Source organism: Azomonas macrocytogenes (assembly GCF_014191985.1).
GTDB lineage: Bacteria > Pseudomonadota > Gammaproteobacteria > Pseudomonadales > Pseudomonadaceae > Azomonas > Azomonas macrocytogenes.
This window is the reverse complement of sequence record NZ_JACHXI010000002.1, coordinates 48,093-64,919: the sequence shown is the minus strand read 5'-3', so window position 1 is coordinate 64,919 and position 16,827 is coordinate 48,093. Positions and strand designations below refer to the sequence as shown.

Genomic DNA, 16,827 nt, shown 5'->3' with positions numbered 1-16,827 from the left:
AATGGAAGAAATGTCAGTTGCCATGCTGCCTCTTCCATGAAAATTCTTGCACATCGGGATGAATCGAGCACTTTCCAGTATAGGCTTATTGCTTGGCACTGTAGGCGTAAGCGGATTCTTTGCCGGAGAGGCAAGCGCAGAGTTTTTGAAAGATAGCAAAGCTACTCTTACTTTACGCAATGTCTACCATAACCAGGATAGTCGTACCACGGATACTCCCAGGATCGAGCAATGGGGGCAGGGATTCCTTCTCGACTTTAAATCCGGCTATACCGAAGGCGTCGTAGGATTGGGTCTGGATGTACTGGGTACCTATGCTGTCCGCCTGGATGATGGTGGCCGTGTGGGAAAGACTGATGCCGACCGTGCTCCGAGCACCAGTGGCATGTTCCCTCTGGAAAGCAATGGTAAGTCGAGGCATGATTTTGGCCGTATTGGCGTAACCGGTAAAATGCGCTTTTCGAAAACCGAATTGCATGTAGGTACCCTACAACCCAGGCTACCCGTGGTGACCTATAACGACGCCCGTATATTGCCGCAAACCTATGAAGGGTACCAGGTCACTTCTCGGGAAATACAAGACCTGACCTTCATTGCCGGTAAGATTGAACATTCCACGGAGCGAAATTCCAGTAACAGTGACAGCCTCTCCATACAGGGATCAAGTAACCGCAAGACCGGACAGTTCAGTAACCAGTTCCTGTATGGCGGCTTTAATTACAATATCAACAAGAGTCTGGCTCTGAGCTATTACTTCGGTAAGTTGCAGGATTTCTATGAACAGCACTTTGTTGGCTTGATCCATAACTGGGCGTTACCGATTGGTTCGTTGAAAACGGACCTTCGTTATTACAACAGTAATTCCACCGGTGCCAACTCTTCCAGGTCAGGTCGAGCCGAGGGTTATCGAGCCCAGGGTTGGTGGTCCAGTAGTGATCGTGATCGTTATGAAGTTGATAATAGAATATGGAGTGCACTATTCACATATAGCCTGGCAGGACACTCCATCAAGGCTGGTTATCAGAAAGTTACTGGGCATAGTGATTTCCCAAGTCTTGCACCGGATGCCGGTACAGGCCGTTCGCTCTACCTGATTACCAACTCCAACGTTCAGGCAGCAAAATTCGCCAGTGCTGGCGAACGAACCTGGGTGGCCGGATATGCCTATGATTTCGCCAGTATCGGTATTCCAGGGCTGTTGTTCGGTACTACCTATTACAGTGGCTCCGGTATCGATGACACTGTCCATGGCCGAAGAGGCAATAGCGAAGAGTGGGTACGTGATATCAATTTGAGCTACAAGGTACAAGATGGCCCCTTGAAAGGTCTGGGCCTTGATTGGAAAAACGGCTCCTGGCGTGGTAACGATTCGGGCACTGTCGATCGTGATGAGAGCCGTGTCATGCTGAGCTATAACATCAGTCTGCTCTGATCGATCGCGATTCAAGATTTGTCCGTTTTACTTGTTAAGCCTGCCTGGTATTCAACCGGCAGGCTGGTTTTTTATCGAACTGTGCTGCCGGCTATTCTATCAGGGAAGAAGCCTGTGCCTGTCGGGCTAGGTATGCCAGAAAAGCGGGGATGGCGGTCGGCCGGTTTTACCTGGCTGGGTTAGCCGCACCGACTTCTGCGACGTTTATGAATAAGGAGTCACTGTCGGCGCAATGCCGTTGACGACCCAGTTGCCGAGATCGCGTACCTTGTAGTCCAGTGGGTCGTGCAGGCTGTGGACGCGCACGTTGCGCCAGAAACGGTCGAAACCATAGCGTGACGCAGTGGCACGGGCGCCCATGGCTTCGAAGATCTGTGACGTGATTTCCAATGCCGCGCGAGCCGAGCTGACCCGGGCCTCGACGGCCAGCAGCGCTGCTTCGCCGCGCTCCTCTGCGCTCGTTTGAGGTCTTTCCCAGACTTGTTGCAAAAAGCCAGCGGCATGCTCGGCCAGTTGCAGGGCACCTCGATAGAGCAGCCAGAGCTCACCATAGCGCTTGTGCAGGAAGGGGTCTTCGCCAGCGCTGGCCACGCCCGCCGCTGGCCAGGCGTGACCCTGTTCGCGGACATAGCGCCGGGACGCATCCAGTGCACCCTGGGCATTGCCCAGGTAAAGCTGGGTCAGGATCAGTTGCGACAGGCATACCCGTAAGGTACTGCGCGGACTACCGGCACCAGCGCTGAGCAGCTCATCGCGTTCGATTACCACCTTGTTGAAATGGACCGTGCCGCTGTCGGTCTGGCGCTGGCCGAAACCATCCCAGTCATCGTTGATCGTCAGGCCTGCACGTTGGGTCGGCAGCAGCAGGAACAGCCGGTCCTGGCCATAGGGTGCGGAGACTATCAGGGCATCGGCACCAAGCGCCCCGGAGCAGAACGACTTGCTGCCATCCAACTCGTAGCCCGTGCCGCGCTCGGTCATGGTCAGGCGGTTGTCACGACCATTGGCAGCATTGCCCCAGAACCAGCGTTCGCGCACGGTGCGGGTCAGCCAGTCACGCTGTTGCTGCTCGCTGCCATTGAGCAGGATGGTCGCCACCTGCAAATGCTGGAAGGCGAACAGATGAGCGAGAGAGCTATCCACTGCGGCCAGGTAGCGGATGATGCGATAGATCGCCGGCCAAGATAGTTCCTGGCCGTCATAGCGTTGCGGAATGGCCAGGGTCAGCAGGCCACTGTCGCGGATCAATTCGCGTTGAGCCTGGGCGCTGCCACCTTGCCTGTCGCGTTCCACGGCGGTCGCCGCCAGTGCCTGCGCCAGTTGTTCGACCGGTTGGGCCAGATGACCGAAGTCGTACGGAAACAGGCGCGGTTCGAGCAACGGTATTTCAGCGGGCATCGGTATTCTCCGGCTTCCAGATGGAAACGTCGCGGGCATCGATTTTTCGCGGTAGCAGGCCGGCGGCGTAGAAGGCATCGGCGATTCGTTGCTGTTCTTCCAGGCTTTCCCGCTGCACGGCACGGACTGCATAACTGCGCCGCGCATTGGCTTGTTCAACGATGGCCGGGTCCAGATTGCCCCACAATGGACCAAGGATCTTCGCGCCCTCTTTTGGATGCGCCCGCAACCATTGGCCCGTCTTGACCAGTTCGTCGAAGACAGCCTGCAAGACTTTAGGGTTGTTCTGGGCGAACTGAGTACCGGTCAGATAATAGCGCTGGTAGGAAGCCAGTCCCTGGCCATCGACCAGGGTACGGGTCGCGAGCTGGCGCTGGGCGCCGCTCAGGAAAGGCTCCCAGGTGACCCAGGCATCCACCTTGTGGTTTTCGAACGCGGCGCGGCCATCGGCCGGGGTCAGATAGGCCGGCTGAATATCGCTGAATTTCAGTCCAGCCTTGGCCAGGGCCGCAATCAACAGGTAATGGCTACCGGCCGCCTTGGTCACCGCAACCGTTTTGCCTTTGAGATCGGCCAGAGTGTGCAATGGCGAATCCTGCTGCACGATGATCGCCTGTGCCGCGGGTGAGGGGGCTTCCTGGGCGAAATAGGTCAGCTTCGCACCTGCCGCCTGGGCGAAAACCGGTACGGTATCAGCGACATCGGCGGATAGATCGATATTGCCGAGGTTCAGTGCTTCCAACAGCGGTTGCCCACTGGTGAATTCATGCCAACTGATGGCGATACCCTGGGGCCGCAGGGCCTTTTCGAGTGAATCCTGGGCTTTCAGCAGGCTGATCAGCGTGGACGATTTCTGGTAGCCGATGCGCAACTGGGTCTCGGCCTGGAGGGGCAGGGTGACCAGCAGCCCGAAGGCCAGGCCAGTGCAAATCAGGGTACGGCGAGTGAGTAAGGAGGAACGCGACATGGCAGCTCTCTTTAATGACGTTCCGGTCACTACAACGGCAGTCCCGGAACGGCAGAACTTCAAAATGAGGGGAAGAACAGGCGTCCGGTAGTCCGGTTGCTTGAAAGCTGAACGATCTAAAAATGAAACAGAAATACTTTTTTGGAATCAGGTTAAAACTTGTCAGGGTGGAATCGGTTAGCCGTATTCGGCGCTACCGCATTGCCTGAGCTGCCGTTGCCTTCATGTTGGATTTCTCACTGCCTGAGCCGTGTTTGGTCACTGCCAGTACCGTAAAGGGAGTTTTGTTCGCGGCAATGACCTCGACTTGTGTCAGTGCAAGGTGAGCGCGGTTCAGGGACGCGCGCTTCACCAAGGGGCGCAGATATGTTTCGTTCCCCGCATCTGCTGTGCTGGTACGCCTAATGGTATTGCCATCTCAACGTCAGCATCGTGTTGCGCGGTTCTCCATAGAGGTTGTTGCCACCGCGATGCCGGTTAGAGACCGGGATGTAGTATTTCTTGTCGCTCAGGTTGTTGCCAACCAGGGTGAGTGTGAGGTTGTCACCGATGCGGTAGGCCGCGTTGGCGTTGTACAGGGTGTAGCCCCCTTGATAGACGTCATATGTCGAATCGGTGCTGCTTTGCGTCGTCAGTCCTGCACCCAGGCTCCAGCGTTCCAGCTTGCCGCTGAAGCGGTAGTCGGTACTGATCCGAAACAGGTGCTTGGGGAACCATTTGGCATAGGTATCGCCGGCTTTGATGGAGTTCGATTCGTCCTTGCGGTATTCGCTGCGGGTGAAGCTATAGCCGGCAAATACTTGCCAGTTGCTGGTCAGCGCCCCGGAGGCTTCCAGTTCCAGGCCCCGGCTGCGAACCTTGCCGGAGGCTACATAGCAATTGTTGTCGCAGTTTGGATCACCGTTGCTCATCGCGCGATTTTCCTGGATGAGATGGAAAACGGCGGCGGATACGTTCAGGGTCTTGTCAAAGAATTCGCCTTTGATGCCGGTTTCATAATTCTCGCCTGTCAAGGGTTTCAGTACCGAGCCTGACTCGCCGACGACGTTTTGCGGCTTGAAGATGTCCGTATAGCTGGCATACCAGGAAAGATTCTGCGAAAAGTCCCAGACCAGCCCGCCATAAGAGGTCGCCTTGCCGTTTTCGCGGTAGGCGGCCACTGTTTCCCTGTCGGTTGTGAGGTTCTTGAAGTTCGAACGGAAATAGAACTGGCTGAAACGGCCGCCGAGAATCAGCTTGAGGGTGTCTGTCAGGCCGACGCGCAAGGTCAGATAGGCACCGCGCTGGTAATTGTCGTAGCGGTAGCGGTTGGTGTAGGGAATATCCGGCTTGGACAGGCTGGAGGGCTTCCAGTCGAAGACGTTGACAGTGGATGAATTGATGACTCTTCCGAACAGGTTGTCGTAGCGTTCCTTGAGGTAATCGACGCCGGTCGACAGGTTGTGCTGGCGGTCCAGCAGCGAGAAGGCGCCGTTGAGGTCGATATTGAGGCCGTATTGATAGCCCTCGTTGTCGCGGGCGAGAAAATTGTTCAGGCGGCCGGTGCCACTGCTGCCGACGCCATTGGTGCCATTGCCGAAGATGCCGATGAATTCGCCATTGGAGGACGAACGGGTGTAGTTGAGGTTGCTTGATAACTTCCAGTCACTGTTGAAGTAGTGCGTCAATTCTGCAAAGCCGTTGATCTTCTCGTAGGTCATGTTGTTCCAACTGGCACCCAGGTAGGTCGACCGCGACAGGCCGAGGCTTGAGTAGTCGGTGGACATCGGTACCCCGTAGAGATCGGGCACGCTGTGGGTTTTCTGCCAGTTGACGCCGCCGGAGAGGGTCGTATCCGGTGTGAGGTCGTAGGCCAGGTTGCCGAACAGCACATAACGCTCGCGCTGGATGTAGTCGATGAAAGATTGCTTGTTCTGATAGACCGAGACGAACCGGCCGCGCAGAGAGCCATCATCGTTCAATGGCCCGGATACATCGAGTTCACTGCGATGATTGTCCCAGGAGCCGGTGCCAAGGTTGGCAGAGGCCTGGAACTCCCGGGTCGGCGCCTTGCGCACCAGGTTCACCGTACCGCCCGGTTCGCCGCTGCCCTGGGTCAGGCCCGAGGCGCCCCGCAGTACTTCCACGCGGTCGTAGACCGCCAGATCCGCCGACTCGCTGGAGGCCTCGGCCGAGCCCATTCCTGACACGCTGCCCTGGAAAGAGGAGCTGACGCCGTTCTCCTGAACCTTGTCCATGGAAAATCCACGCGAATAAAAACGTGGCTGGTCGGAGGTCTCGTAGAACACATTGACGCCCGTGACCTGTTCCATGGCATCTTCGAGAGTGGTCATGTTCTGGTCGTCCATGCGTTTGCGCGTGACGACGCTGACAGACTGTGGCGTCTCGCGAATGGACAAGGGGAGGCGGGTCGCAGCGCTCATGCTGCCGGTGGTATAGGAACCGCTGTGTTCCGTGATGCTGCCCAGCTCATTGCCTTGCACCAGGATGTCATCCAGGGCCATGGATTCGCTCTTCTGCAGGCGGAAATCCGGAGCGCTGCCGACGGCTTCCAGATCGCTGCCGGCCAGCAAGGCGGCGAAGCCGGCCTGGATATCGTAGGTGCCATGCAGGCCGGGGCTCGTGAGCCCCTGGGCGAGCTTGGGATCGTAGGACAGCAAAATCCCGGCCTGGGCCGCGAAGCTCGACAGAGCCTGACTCAGAGGGCCTGGCGCAATGTTGTACTGCCGGACGCTGTGGACGCTTGAAGTCGGTTCGGCATGGACGATGACTGGCGAGGCGAGGGCCAGGCTCAGGCAGATAGGGCTAAGAAGATGGCGCTTCGGGCGTGCTTTGCGGCAGGCAGGGTGATCGGCAGCGGTAGCCACGGATGTTCTCCGGAAAAGGTGTTGGTACCTCCTATGCCAATCGAGAATGCAAAAGTGTCAGGGCTCGGCACGATCTTTTTTCGTCGCCGGTGAATGCAGCGCCTCGACTCGTACCCAATAGCCTGTGAGGCGGCGTAGGCGTATCGGCAGGGTTTTTTCCAGTTGCGCCAGCACGCGGTCGCTTTCATCCAGGGGAAAGACGCCGGAAACCCGTAGCGCGGCGGCGGCATCGTCATAACCGAGGATGCCCGGCCGCTGTCGAGCCAGCCGTTCGATGAATGGACCGAGCGGCATATCGTCGGCAATCAGCAGGCCGCGCTCCCAGGCGGTGGCATCGGCGGAAGCCGGGTAGGCGTGGGCTATCCCGGATGGACCCAGGCGCAGCCCCTGGCCCGGCTGCAGGTAGTGAGCCGGTCCGTGCCACGGTCGTATTTCGAGGCGGCCTTCGAAGAGCATGACGTCCAGCGTGTCATTCTGCTCGCTGACCATGAAGCGTGTACCCAGCGCCAGAATCTGTCCGGCGGATGTTTCCACGATGAAGGGGCGGGAGACGTAACCGGCAGCATGACCGGTATCGACAAGGATTTCGCCCTGATACAGCCGCAACAGCCGTTGCTGATCATCATACAACTGATCGACAGCACTCCTGGCGTTGAGCTGCAGGCGGGTTCCATCGGCGAGTTCCCAGAGCCGCCGTTCCCCGGTCGAGGTCTTGAAATCCGCCCATTGAGCATGCCATTCCCGCGTGCGGCTGCCCCAGGCCGCCGCACCGGCGACCAGCAACACTCCCAGGCTCTTCAACGCGGTGCGGCGGCTGTTGCGCGGTTGCGCCAGGGTGTGGCGCGTCAGCTCGACAGGCAGGCCGTCGAAGCGCTGCAGGATCGTTTCCAGCAATGCCCAGGCCTGGGCATGCTCAGGGGCAGCGGCGAGCCATGCCCGCCATTGCGCCCGTTCTTGGTCACTGCTGTCTTCTGCGCAAAGCAGGGCATACCAGTCGGCGGCGGCCCGTTGGGCGTCGACGAAGCGTTGCGAAGGTTCAGGATGCGACATTGTGCTCAAGTCTGGGGATCAATCACCGCCATGCAGTGTAGCAGGGCGCGGGCGATGTATTGACGTACCGAGCTCTGGGAAACGCCGAGGGTCTCGGCGATCTGGCGGTGTTTCAGCCCTTCGAGCTGGTGCAGGAGAAATGCCTCGCGCACCTTGCGGGGCAAGCCATGCAGCATGGTGTCGATGGCCTGTATGGATTGCAATACTTGCCAGCGTTCCTCTGCCGAGGGGGCTACCGCCTGCGGAAGGCTCGCCAGTGCTTCCAGGTAGGCCTGCTCCAATTGGCGACGGCGCAGCAAATTGACGAACAGGCCATGGGCGATCGTCGTCAGGTAGGCGCGTGGCTGGGTAAGCTCGGGTACGGAGCGTTTGGCCAGCAGCCGCAAAAAGGTATCTTGCACCAGGTCCGCCGCGCTTTCGCTGCATCCCAGCCGGCGATACAGCCAGCTGTGCAGCCAGGGACGGTGTTCGCGGTACAGGTCGGAGAGGTGTTTTGAGTCGCTCATTGTTCCCTCAATGATGAACGGGACGGATCTCTCACTATCGTCTAATTGAGAATGATTATATTTATTGTTGGATCGAAAAGCTATACGCGTTTCGTTTTGCTGCGCGCCATGACGTGAGGCGGGCAGCGCAGATCGGCCTGTTCAACAAACGGGGCCTGGTTTGGTGCAAGGTTGTGTGGCGGAGTAGGGGGTGACGAGGATGGGGGCACATCGCTCCAGGGTACTGATGCTGCTGTAGACGACCGCGAGCGCCTACAGCAGCAGATCGCCGTCGCCAGGCATTGTCGTGCGGCGGCGGCATGATCACTGTGGCGACTGCGGTCTGCGGCAGTGCCGCCGATAGAGAACGCCGAGAGGCTTCTCAGGGGTGGAAAGCGTGCTCGAAGGAGGTGTCGATGACCGGTCGGACATTGAAGGCTTTGGGCAGGGCGCCGGTTTCATGGAGGAAATCGGCCGTGTCCTGGTAATCGGCGGCGGCCTGCGGGTCCACCGGCTCGATGGTCATCCCGGCCTGGCCGATCCAGTGGCGAGATACAGCCGGATCGAGGTTGGCCTTCTTCGCCCAGAGATCGGCGTAGGTGTCTTTATTCGCCTCGACCCAGGCGCGGGCCTTGCGCAGGCGGCCGAGGAAGTCGGCGATGGCTGCGCGCTTGGGGCCGATGGATTCGGCATTGGCGGCGATGCTGCTCAGACCCGGCATCAATCCTTTGGCGGTGATGATCGGACGGGCACCGGAAAACAGGATCTGCTGGGAGATATAGGGTTCCCACACCGGGAATGCATCGATGCTGCCACGCGGCAGCGCGGCGGCGGCATCGATCGGCATCAGCTTGACGAAGTCCACGTAATCATGCGGCAGACCGGCCTTGTCCAGGGCGCGCAAGGTCAGTTGCTGGCTCCAGGCTCCGGGCCAGTAAGCGACCTTCTTGCCCTTGAGGTCAGTGATGGATTGCGCCGGGGAGTCCTTGGGCACCAGCAGGGCGATGGTATCGGGATTCTGTCGCGAGACGCCGATCAATCTGACTGGCGCGCCTTTGGCGGCAAGGAAGATGAAGCCCGAATCACCGAGAAAACCCAGGTCCAGCGCGCCCGCATCCAAGCCCTCGGCCACTGGGGCGGCAGACTGGAAGTGTTTCCATTCGACCTGGTAGTCGGCGCCTTCGAGCGCGCCGGAAGCTTCTATCGAGGCGCGTACGTTGTAGTAGTTCTGGTCACCGATGCGCAGCACGGTATCGGTAGCCTGGGCCGGCGACACGGCCAACAGCAGCACACTCAAGCTACTGCATAAAAGATACGAGAGTTTCATGGGGATGTTTCGATGTCCTTGGGCGTGTTCGGTGGAGGCGCTGGTAGACGCTGGTGGCTGTCAGTCGCCAGTGTGCTTGGTCGCCAGGGTTTTGCTGCGGGCGTCCGGGTTGAAGCCGTGGTCGAAGGTGGCGGCAACCTCCAGTGGCCGTGCCAATAAGGCATGGGCATGGTAGAAATCGGCAGTGGCCTGTTGCTGGGTGATAGTGGCGTCGTCCACGGTCTGCCAGGTCATTTCCCGGCGGGCGAACGACAGCCGGGCCGCGTCCTCGGGAAAGCCGATGATCTGGGCCAGGGTCCTGGCGTATTCGTCGAGATGCGCGTAGGCCCAGTGCTGTGCGGCGTCCAGGCGTTCGAGGTAGTCCTGCAGGGCCGCGCGCCGGGCCGGATCGGCCAGCGCCTGGTCGGTAGCCGCCAGGTAGCTGTTGCCGGCCCAACGGCCGCGCCCGTCCACCAAGACCCGTCCGGCGCCGCTGGTTTCCATCAGCGCGGTGTAAGGCTCCCAGGTCGACCAGACATCCACTGCGCCGTTGGCCAGGGCCGTCTTGGCATCCACCGGGCCGAGGAAGCGGAATTCCACGTCCTTTTCCGTCAGGCCGACCTGGGTCAGGGCCTTGAGGGCGACGAAGTGGCCGATGGAGCCGCGCCCGGTGGCGATGCGCTTGCCCTTGAGATCGCTGGCCGTCTGCAAGGGGCTGTCGCTCTTCACCAGCAGCGCGGTGCCGTAGGGATTGGATTTGTTCACCGCGATGGCCTTTACCTGGGCACCCGCGGCCAGAGCGAACAGTAGCGGAGCGTCACCGATGATCCCGGCATCCACCACGCCGGCATTGAGTGCCTCGGCCAGCGGTGCGGCGGCTGGAAACTCCGACCACTGGATGCGATAAGGCAGATTCTGCAGGGCCTGCGCCGCTTCCAGTTGCGCCCGCATGTTGCCCTTCTGGTCGGCGATCCGCAGAGTCAGGGGCTCATCGGCACGTAACGGCGCGGCGTTAACCAGCAGAATCACCGCGAGGGCAAGCAAACCTTGGATCTTCATAGTGCTTCATCCGAAGTGAACAGGGTGCGATCGGTAATGGCTTGGACATCGACATGCTGCGGCAGGACCTCTACCTCATGAAACAGGTCGGCTACTTTCTGCACTTTTTCGATGTCCTCGGCGGTGACCGGCCGTAACCCCCTGGAAGCGCGTTGGGTGATGAAAGCCGCGGTATCCAGGGGTAAATGAGTGAGTTCGGCGTAAACCTTGGCGTATTCCTGAGGATGCTCGATAGCCCATTGCCGAGCTTGCGCAAAGCGCCGCACGACATCGGCGATTGCCGCACGCTTAGCCGGATCGGCCAGAGAAGACTCGGTCGCAGTGACGAACGACAAGGCGCTGGTCAAGCCTTCGCCGTTGCGCAGAAGACGAGCGCCATTGCGTTCGGCGATCCCCAGATAGGGATCGAATACCGCCCAGGCGTCGATCTGGCCGGCGTTGAAGGCCGCGCTGGCATCGGTCGGCAGGACGAATTTGAGGGTGACATCGCTGCGCCTGAGCCCGGCTTCTCTGAGTGCTTCGTAGAGCAGGTGCTGGGAGATGCTGCCTTTGGCAGAGGACACCACCACGCTGTGGCCTTTCAGATCCTTTACTTGGCGCAGTGGCGAGTCGGCCTGGACCAACAGGCCGTTGCCACTGCCGTAACCGGCATTGGTGGCAATGATCTTCAGCGGTACGCCACCAGCCGCTGCGGCCAGCACCGGCAGGTCACCGGCATAGGAGGTATCGACTGCCCCGGCGCGCTGCGCTTCGAACAGTGGCGCGGCGCCCTGGAAATTGGCCCAGCGATACGCGTAAGGCGTGTTTTCCAGTACACCGGCAGCCTCGACCATCGAGCGCAGATTGCGGGCCTGATCGCCCAGCACCAGGGTTACCTTGGCGTGATCGACAGGTTGATCGGCCAGCGCGGTATGACCGAACAGCAAGGCTGCCGTCGCCAGCAAGCCTTGCAGCGCCTTTGCGGGCGTGAAGCGTCTAGTTGCGGAAGGATGCATCGGTGCGCTCCAGTTGCCGGACCGCGGCCGCCCAGTGCAGTTGTGGCCGTTCGTTGGCGACGGCCTTCTCGAAGGCGCGCGCGGCTTTTTCCGCGACCTGCTCGGGCAGGATGATCAGCTCGGCGCCACCGGCTTGTGCGGCGATCTGTGCGGCGCAGGCGCGCTCCAGGTAGAAGAGATTGTAGAAGGCTTGTTCGATATTCCGGCCACTGGTGAGCAGGCCATGGTTGCGCAGGATCAGCGCATCTCGGTCACCGATGTCGGCGACCAGGCGCTGCTGTTCGTCCAGGTCGAGGGCGATGCCTTCGTAGTCGTGGTAGGCCAGACGGTTGTGGAAGCGCGCCGCGTGCTGAGAAATCGACAGCAGGCCGTTGCGTTGTGCCGACACGGCGATGCCGGCGGTGGTGTGAGTATGCAGGACGGCGTGGGTGTGCTCCCGGGCGCGGTGAATGGCGCTATGGATGACGTAGCCGGCCGGGTTGATGCCCAGGCCGCTGGGGTCATCGATGAGGGTGCCGTCGATATCCACTTTCACCAGGCTGGAGGCGGTGATTTCGTCGAAGGTCAGGCCGTAGGGGTTGATCAGAAAATGCCGGTCTGGCCCCGGTACGCGCACGGAAAAATGCGTATAGATGTGATCGGTCCAGCCTTCCCGCGCCGCCAGCCGGTAAGCGGCGGCCAGCTTGATGCGGGCTTCCCATTCTGCGGCGCTGACCCGGTCTTTGACGGAAGTGATTTGAGTGATGGCATTCATGAAAGGATTCCTTGATCAACGGGCGGCTTGTGCCTTGGCGGCGCTTGCCGGAGTTTGCAGGTACTGATTGAAGGAAGTATCGAACAGGGTTTTCGCCGGATAGCGTTTGATCAGGTCGATGCTGCTGAAAAAATCAACGGTCCGCTGGGCTTCGGCAATTCTTTGCTCGGTGATCGGCAGCACCTGGATGGCCGCACGGGAAAACCAGCGGCGCGCCACATCGCGGTCGGCGCGGCTCAATTCGGCCCAGGTATCGGCATAGCGTTCGCTATGCGCAGGATCGCTGGCTGCCCACTGGCGCGCCTGGTACAGACGCCGTAGGAAATCACCCAGCAGTTCACGCTTTTCGGCGATGGCCTGGTGGGTGGCGACGACGAAGGTCTGGGCCGGAATCAGGCCTTCGGCGGTAGCCAGGACCCGCGCACCGTTGAGTTCCTGCTGGGTGACATAAGGCTCCCAGGTGGCGATCACATCCACTGAACCGCCTTCCAGGGCATGTGAGGCGTCCAGCGCGCCGAGGTAGCGCAAGTCCACCTGATCGCGCGTGACGCCAGCCTGGTCGAGTGCGGTGAACAGCAACTGCTGGCTCCAGGAACCTTTCCAGATCGCCGCGCTTTTGCCGCGAATGTCTGCCAGGGTCTTGATGGGTGAATCCTTGCGCACCAGGATCGCCACGCCTTCGCGGTTCTGCTGGCTGATCCCGATCACCTTGATCGGTGCCCCCAGCGCGCCGAGGAACAGCGGCGGGGCATCGCCCAGCAGGCCCACGTCCAGGCTGCCGACGTTCAAGGCTTCGGCCACTGGCGAGCCGGCCGTGAACTGTTTCCATTCCAGGGTGTAGGGTAGGTCCTGCAGCAGGCCGGCGGCCTCCAGGACGGTCCGGGCGTTGAAGCTCTGATCGCCTACCACCAGCGTGGCGGCGACTGCCTGGGTCGTGGCGAGCAGGCCGATGGCCATGCCGAGCAGACGTTTGAAGGCGGATTTAGGCATACCGTGTTTCCTGGCTGTCATGTGTAGGCCCGCACGGCCGGGTAGCGGCCATTCAGGGCGTATTCGCCAACTTCGAGAACCTTGTGAACCAACGGATCGTGCAGGCTGTGGGTGCGGGTATCGCGCCAGAAACGGTCGAAGGCAAAACGGTTGTGGGTGGCGCGGGCACCCATGGCATCGAACACCTTGGCCGTGACGTCCAGGGCCGTGCGGGCCGCCAGCACCTTGGCGCTGGCTACCTCGATCGCCGTCTCGCCGCGCAGTTCGGCCGTGAAGGCTTCGTCCGCCGCCAGCAGCTCGTCCACTTTGCGCGCTGCCCGGTCGGCCAGGGCAATGGCACCCTGCAAGGCAATCCACAGCTCGCCGAACTGGCTGACGACCAGCGGGTCTTGATGGGCTTCGGCGAATTTGGAGTGCACCCAGGCGCGGCTATGTTCCTTGACGTAGTGCTGGGCTGCCCGCAGAGCGCCGAGGGCGTTGCCCAGGTAGAATTGGGTAAAGGCCGACTGATTGACCGGCGTGCGGATCACCGCCGAGAAATCGTCACCGTCTTCCAGGTCGTTGGCCTGGATTTCGTGCGCGTCGGCACGCACCCGGTCCAGGGTGAAGCTGCCACTGTCGCTGCGCTCCAACCCGAAATAATCCCAGTCGTCGGCATAGCTCAGACCGGGGCGGCCGGCAGGGATCAGCGCCACCAGCCGCGCGCCGGTCTGGGCATGGCGGGCGCTGATGTTCAGGCGGTCGGCGAAGGCTGCGCCGCTACAGAAGCCCTTGCGTCCGTCCAGGCGAAAGCCGTCGCCGTCCGGCGTGGCGATGATGTCGTCATCGAGCGGGTTGACCACCCCAGCCAGCCAGAAGCGGTTTTCGACGATGTCTTCCAGCAGGGCATTGCGCTGTGGCTGTGGCACCCGGCGCAGGTTGATGACGTTGAGCTGGTGATAGCCGTAAAGCATGCCCACCGAGCCATCGGCGGCGGCGAGTTCACGGATGGTTTGCACCACCAGCGACCAGGGTTGTCCGGCGCCGCCGCATTCGCGGGCAATGGCCAGGTTGGTCAGGCCACTGTCCTTGATCCGCTGCAACTGCGCTGCCGGTGAGGTCCGTTCGCGGGTACGCTGCACGATATCCTGGCTGAATTCATGGCCAAGCGTCGTGGCCAGCGCCAGCCAATCGGCGGCAGTTTGTGGATAGCTCATTCAATCCTCCAGTGGGCCGAGACCCAGATGTTCGCGCAGGGTGGAACCTTCATACGCCGTCCGATAGAGGCCACGTCGTTGCAGATGCGGCACCACGCTCTCACTGAATTCGGTGAAGGAGCCTGGTAGATAGCCGGGAGAAATGACAAAGCCGTCGCTGCCGCCAGCCAGGAAAATCTCGGCCAACTGCTCGGCAATCTGCGCGCCGGTGCCGATCAGTTGCGGGACGCGCACGCTGCTGGCGAAGCTGCGCCCGAGTTCCTCCAGGGTCAGGCCGTTGCCTACGGAAAGCAGTTTCTCGGCTACCGCCGGCGGTATTTCGGGGCGAGCGGCGAGGTCTTCCAGGCGGCTATCCAGGGGATAACCTGAGAGATCGAAATTAAGCTGCGCAGCCAGCGTCACCAAGCCGATCTGCGGATGCGCCAGGGCATTGTGACGGTCGCGCTTGGCGCGGGCTTCGGCTTCGCTGCCACCAATGAATGGCATGACCGCCGTGAGGATCTTGCATTGGTCCGCCGCGCGCCCTTGGGCTTGCACCTGCTGGCGCACGTCCTCGCGGAAATCGCGCATGGCGGCGAGATCCCGGTTGATGGTGAAGATGGCTTCCGCCCAGCGTCCCCCGAAGCGCCGGCCACGGCCGCTGGAGCCCGCCTGAACCAGTACGGGCCGCCCCTGCGGGCTGCGCGGAATGTTCAGCGGGCCTTCGACCTTGAACCATTCGCCCTGATGCTGGACGTTGTGGACACCGGCCGGGTCAGCCAGCACGCCGTTTTCACGATCCAGCTTGAGCGCACCCGGTGCCCAGCTTTTCCAGAGCTTGAGCGCCACTTCGACGAACTCGTCGGCCCGGTCGTAGCGCAGGTCGTGTTCCAGGTGACGATCCTTGCCGAACAGCCGGCCTTCGCTGTCGTTCATCGAGGTGACGATGTTCCAGGCCGCGCGGCCGCGCGACAGGTGATCGAGCGTCGCCAGCGCACGGGCCACATGCGCAGGCTCGTAATAGGTGGTGGAACGGGTCACGCCGAGGCCAAGCTTGCTGGTCTGGCCAACCAGATAGGCCAGAATCGGCAGTGGATCGAGCCGCGTGGCGTCTTGTGCCCCATGGCGCAGCGCCAGCTCGCGTGAGCCACCCATCTGATCGCCCACGGCGAAGCGGTCGGCGAAGAACAGGAAGTCGAACAATCCTTCTTCCAGCACTCGGGCGCTGCGGGCGTAGTACTCGGGGTCGAGGTAGTTGCTGACGGTTTCCGGGTGCCGCCAGGCGGCGTGGCTATGGATGACGGGGCCGGCGAGCAGAAAGCCGGCCAGGTGGATTTGACGGCTCATCGAGAGGCCTCGCTGGGGTGGGGTTGCAGGTAATGGTTGAAACTCTGGTCATACAGCCCAGTGACTTCGTAGGGTGCCGCCAGCACACCCGCGCGAACCAGGAAATCGGCGGTGCGCTGGCCGTCCTTCAGTGTTTGGCTGCTGATGGGCTCGACCCAGGTGGCATCGCGGCGAAACCAGCTTTCGGCGATGGCCGGGTCGGAATTGTTCTTGCGCGCCCAGGCTTTGGCGTAGATATCCACGTGCTGGCGCGCCCAGTCACGAGCCCGTTGCAGACGGGCGACAAAATCGCCGATAGCCGCCCGGTGTTCTTCCAGGTGAGCGGTATTGGCTACCACGTAGACCGGGGCCGGCATCAGGTTTTTGGCCGTGACCAGAATCCGTCCGCCCTGGCGTTCGACCATGCTGACGTAGGGCTCCCAGGTTGCGGTCGCATCCAGCGCACCCTGGGACAAGGCGGCGATGGCCTCGGTGGGCATCAGGTAGTGATATTGCGGTGCATCGACAGGCAGACCGGCCTGTTCCAGCGCCGAGTACACCAGTTGCTGACTCCAGGAACCTTTCCAGATGGCTACCCGTTTGCCGGCCAGATCGGCGACCGAATGGATCGGTGAATCCTTGCCGACCACAATGGCGGTGCCATCCAGGCGATTGCGTGTCACGGCCACGACCTTGATCGGTCCGCCCCGCGCTGCCAGGGCGATCACCGGAGTATCACCGACGATCCCGACATCGATGGAGCCAACGTTCAGGGCTTCGACTACCGGCCCACCGGCATTGAAGCGTTTCCACTGGATTGCATAGGGCAGGTCCTGCAGCTCTCCGGCCTCTTCCAGCAGCGTACTGCTGTAGTAGAACTGATCGCCGATGGTGAGACTGGTCGCGGCCTGGCCAGGTACAGCCAGGAGCATGCCGCAGAGGCTCGCCAGGGCGAGCAGGGGCTTGAGCATGGAAGCGGTCTCCGGGTGGAGCGCTCCGCTCGTGCGGTTGCGCGGGATTTCT

Annotated in this window: 14 protein-coding genes; 1 reads left to right on the top strand and 13 read right to left on the bottom strand. The window is 61.1% G+C overall.

The window, feature by feature from the left end; all coding sequences use genetic code 11:
- The first annotated feature begins 58 nt into the window (after positions 1-58).
- Entirely contained in the window at positions 59-1,432 is a 1,374-nt protein-coding gene (locus FHR87_RS02790; RefSeq protein WP_183165203.1) for an OprD family outer membrane porin, read from the top strand.
- A gap of 204 nt (positions 1,433-1,636) precedes the next feature.
- Here FHR87_RS02790 and FHR87_RS02785 read toward each other — a convergent pair whose 3' ends face one another.
- From FHR87_RS02785 to FHR87_RS02725, 13 genes are all read right to left on the bottom strand, one after another.
- Entirely contained in the window at positions 1,637-2,830 is a 1,194-nt protein-coding gene (locus FHR87_RS02785; protein ID WP_183165202.1) for an acyl-CoA dehydrogenase family protein, read from the bottom strand.
- Positions 2,820-3,797 (bottom strand): aliphatic sulfonate ABC transporter substrate-binding protein, encoded by a 978-nt coding sequence (locus FHR87_RS02780; protein ID WP_183165201.1) that lies wholly within the window; start codon positions 3,795-3,797, stop codon positions 2,820-2,822. Before FHR87_RS02780 ends, FHR87_RS02785 begins: the two co-directional genes overlap by 11 nt.
- A gap of 401 nt (positions 3,798-4,198) precedes the next feature.
- A complete protein-coding gene (locus FHR87_RS02775) occupies positions 4,199-6,664 on the bottom strand; it encodes a TonB-dependent siderophore receptor (RefSeq protein WP_183165200.1) in 2,466 nt (821 codons plus the stop codon).
- A 57-nt stretch (positions 6,665-6,721) separates the two neighbouring features.
- Positions 6,722-7,714: a FecR domain-containing protein gene (locus FHR87_RS02770; protein ID WP_183165199.1), complete on the bottom strand. Its 993-nt coding sequence runs from the start codon at positions 7,712-7,714 to the stop codon at positions 6,722-6,724.
- Positions 7,715-7,719: 5 nt separating this feature from the next.
- Positions 7,720-8,220: a sigma-70 family RNA polymerase sigma factor gene (locus FHR87_RS02765; protein WP_183165198.1), complete on the bottom strand. Its 501-nt coding sequence runs from the start codon at positions 8,218-8,220 to the stop codon at positions 7,720-7,722.
- Between the two features lie 361 nt (positions 8,221-8,581).
- Complete coding sequence (locus FHR87_RS02760; RefSeq protein ID WP_183165197.1) at positions 8,582-9,526, bottom strand: ABC transporter substrate-binding protein; 945 nt, start codon at positions 9,524-9,526, stop codon at positions 8,582-8,584.
- Positions 9,527-9,586: 60 nt separating this feature from the next.
- Positions 9,587-10,564, bottom strand: a complete 978-nt coding sequence (locus tag FHR87_RS02755) for an ABC transporter substrate-binding protein (RefSeq protein WP_183165196.1) — start codon at positions 10,562-10,564, stop codon at positions 9,587-9,589.
- Positions 10,561-11,559 (bottom strand): ABC transporter substrate-binding protein, encoded by a 999-nt coding sequence (locus FHR87_RS02750; RefSeq protein WP_183165195.1) that lies wholly within the window; start codon positions 11,557-11,559, stop codon positions 10,561-10,563. The genes FHR87_RS02755 and FHR87_RS02750 overlap by 4 nt, the downstream gene beginning before the upstream one ends.
- On the bottom strand, positions 11,540-12,313 hold the full coding sequence (locus FHR87_RS02745; RefSeq protein ID WP_183165194.1) for a class II aldolase/adducin family protein: 774 nt from the start codon (positions 12,311-12,313) through the stop codon (positions 11,540-11,542). Before FHR87_RS02745 ends, FHR87_RS02750 begins: the two co-directional genes overlap by 20 nt.
- A gap of 15 nt (positions 12,314-12,328) precedes the next feature.
- The gene (locus tag FHR87_RS02740; RefSeq protein ID WP_183165193.1) at positions 12,329-13,303 is read right to left on the bottom strand and encodes an ABC transporter substrate-binding protein; all 975 of its coding nucleotides are present in this window, start codon (positions 13,301-13,303) and stop codon (positions 12,329-12,331) included.
- Between the two features lie 17 nt (positions 13,304-13,320).
- Positions 13,321-14,499, bottom strand: coding sequence for an acyl-CoA dehydrogenase family protein (locus FHR87_RS02735; protein WP_183165192.1), 1,179 nt, complete (start codon positions 14,497-14,499; stop codon positions 13,321-13,323).
- Entirely contained in the window at positions 14,500-15,825 is a 1,326-nt protein-coding gene (locus FHR87_RS02730) for an LLM class flavin-dependent oxidoreductase (protein WP_183165191.1), read from the bottom strand. It lies immediately after the preceding gene.
- The gene (locus tag FHR87_RS02725) at positions 15,822-16,775 is read right to left on the bottom strand and encodes an ABC transporter substrate-binding protein (protein ID WP_183165190.1); all 954 of its coding nucleotides are present in this window, start codon (positions 16,773-16,775) and stop codon (positions 15,822-15,824) included. The genes FHR87_RS02730 and FHR87_RS02725 overlap by 4 nt, the downstream gene beginning before the upstream one ends.
- Positions 16,776-16,827: the final 52 nt, after the last annotated feature.

What these genes read in the sequence shown, in the direction of transcription:
- FHR87_RS02790 (WP_183165203.1), top strand. Translation starts at nt 59, where the DNA reads ATGAATCGAGCACTTTCCAGTATAGGCTTATTGCTTGGCACTGTAGGC.
- FHR87_RS02785 (WP_183165202.1), bottom strand. Translation starts at nt 2,830, where the DNA reads ATGCCCGCTGAAATACCGTTGCTCGAACCGCGCCTGTTTCCGTACGAC.
- FHR87_RS02780 (WP_183165201.1), bottom strand. Translation starts at nt 3,797, where the DNA reads ATGTCGCGTTCCTCCTTACTCACTCGCCGTACCCTGATTTGCACTGGC.
- FHR87_RS02770 (WP_183165199.1), bottom strand. Translation starts at nt 7,714, where the DNA reads ATGTCGCATCCTGAACCTTCGCAACGCTTCGTCGACGCCCAACGGGCC.
- FHR87_RS02765 (WP_183165198.1), bottom strand. Translation starts at nt 8,220, where the DNA reads ATGAGCGACTCAAAACACCTCTCCGACCTGTACCGCGAACACCGTCCC.
- FHR87_RS02760 (WP_183165197.1), bottom strand. Translation starts at nt 9,526, where the DNA reads ATGAAACTCTCGTATCTTTTATGCAGTAGCTTGAGTGTGCTGCTGTTG.
- FHR87_RS02755 (WP_183165196.1), bottom strand. Translation starts at nt 10,564, where the DNA reads ATGAAGATCCAAGGTTTGCTTGCCCTCGCGGTGATTCTGCTGGTTAAC.
- FHR87_RS02750 (WP_183165195.1), bottom strand. Translation starts at nt 11,559, where the DNA reads ATGCATCCTTCCGCAACTAGACGCTTCACGCCCGCAAAGGCGCTGCAA.
- FHR87_RS02745 (WP_183165194.1), bottom strand. Translation starts at nt 12,313, where the DNA reads ATGAATGCCATCACTCAAATCACTTCCGTCAAAGACCGGGTCAGCGCC.
- FHR87_RS02740 (WP_183165193.1), bottom strand. Translation starts at nt 13,303, where the DNA reads ATGCCTAAATCCGCCTTCAAACGTCTGCTCGGCATGGCCATCGGCCTG.
- FHR87_RS02735 (WP_183165192.1), bottom strand. Translation starts at nt 14,499, where the DNA reads ATGAGCTATCCACAAACTGCCGCCGATTGGCTGGCGCTGGCCACGACG.
- FHR87_RS02730 (WP_183165191.1), bottom strand. Translation starts at nt 15,825, where the DNA reads ATGAGCCGTCAAATCCACCTGGCCGGCTTTCTGCTCGCCGGCCCCGTC.
- FHR87_RS02725 (WP_183165190.1), bottom strand. Translation starts at nt 16,775, where the DNA reads ATGCTCAAGCCCCTGCTCGCCCTGGCGAGCCTCTGCGGCATGCTCCTG.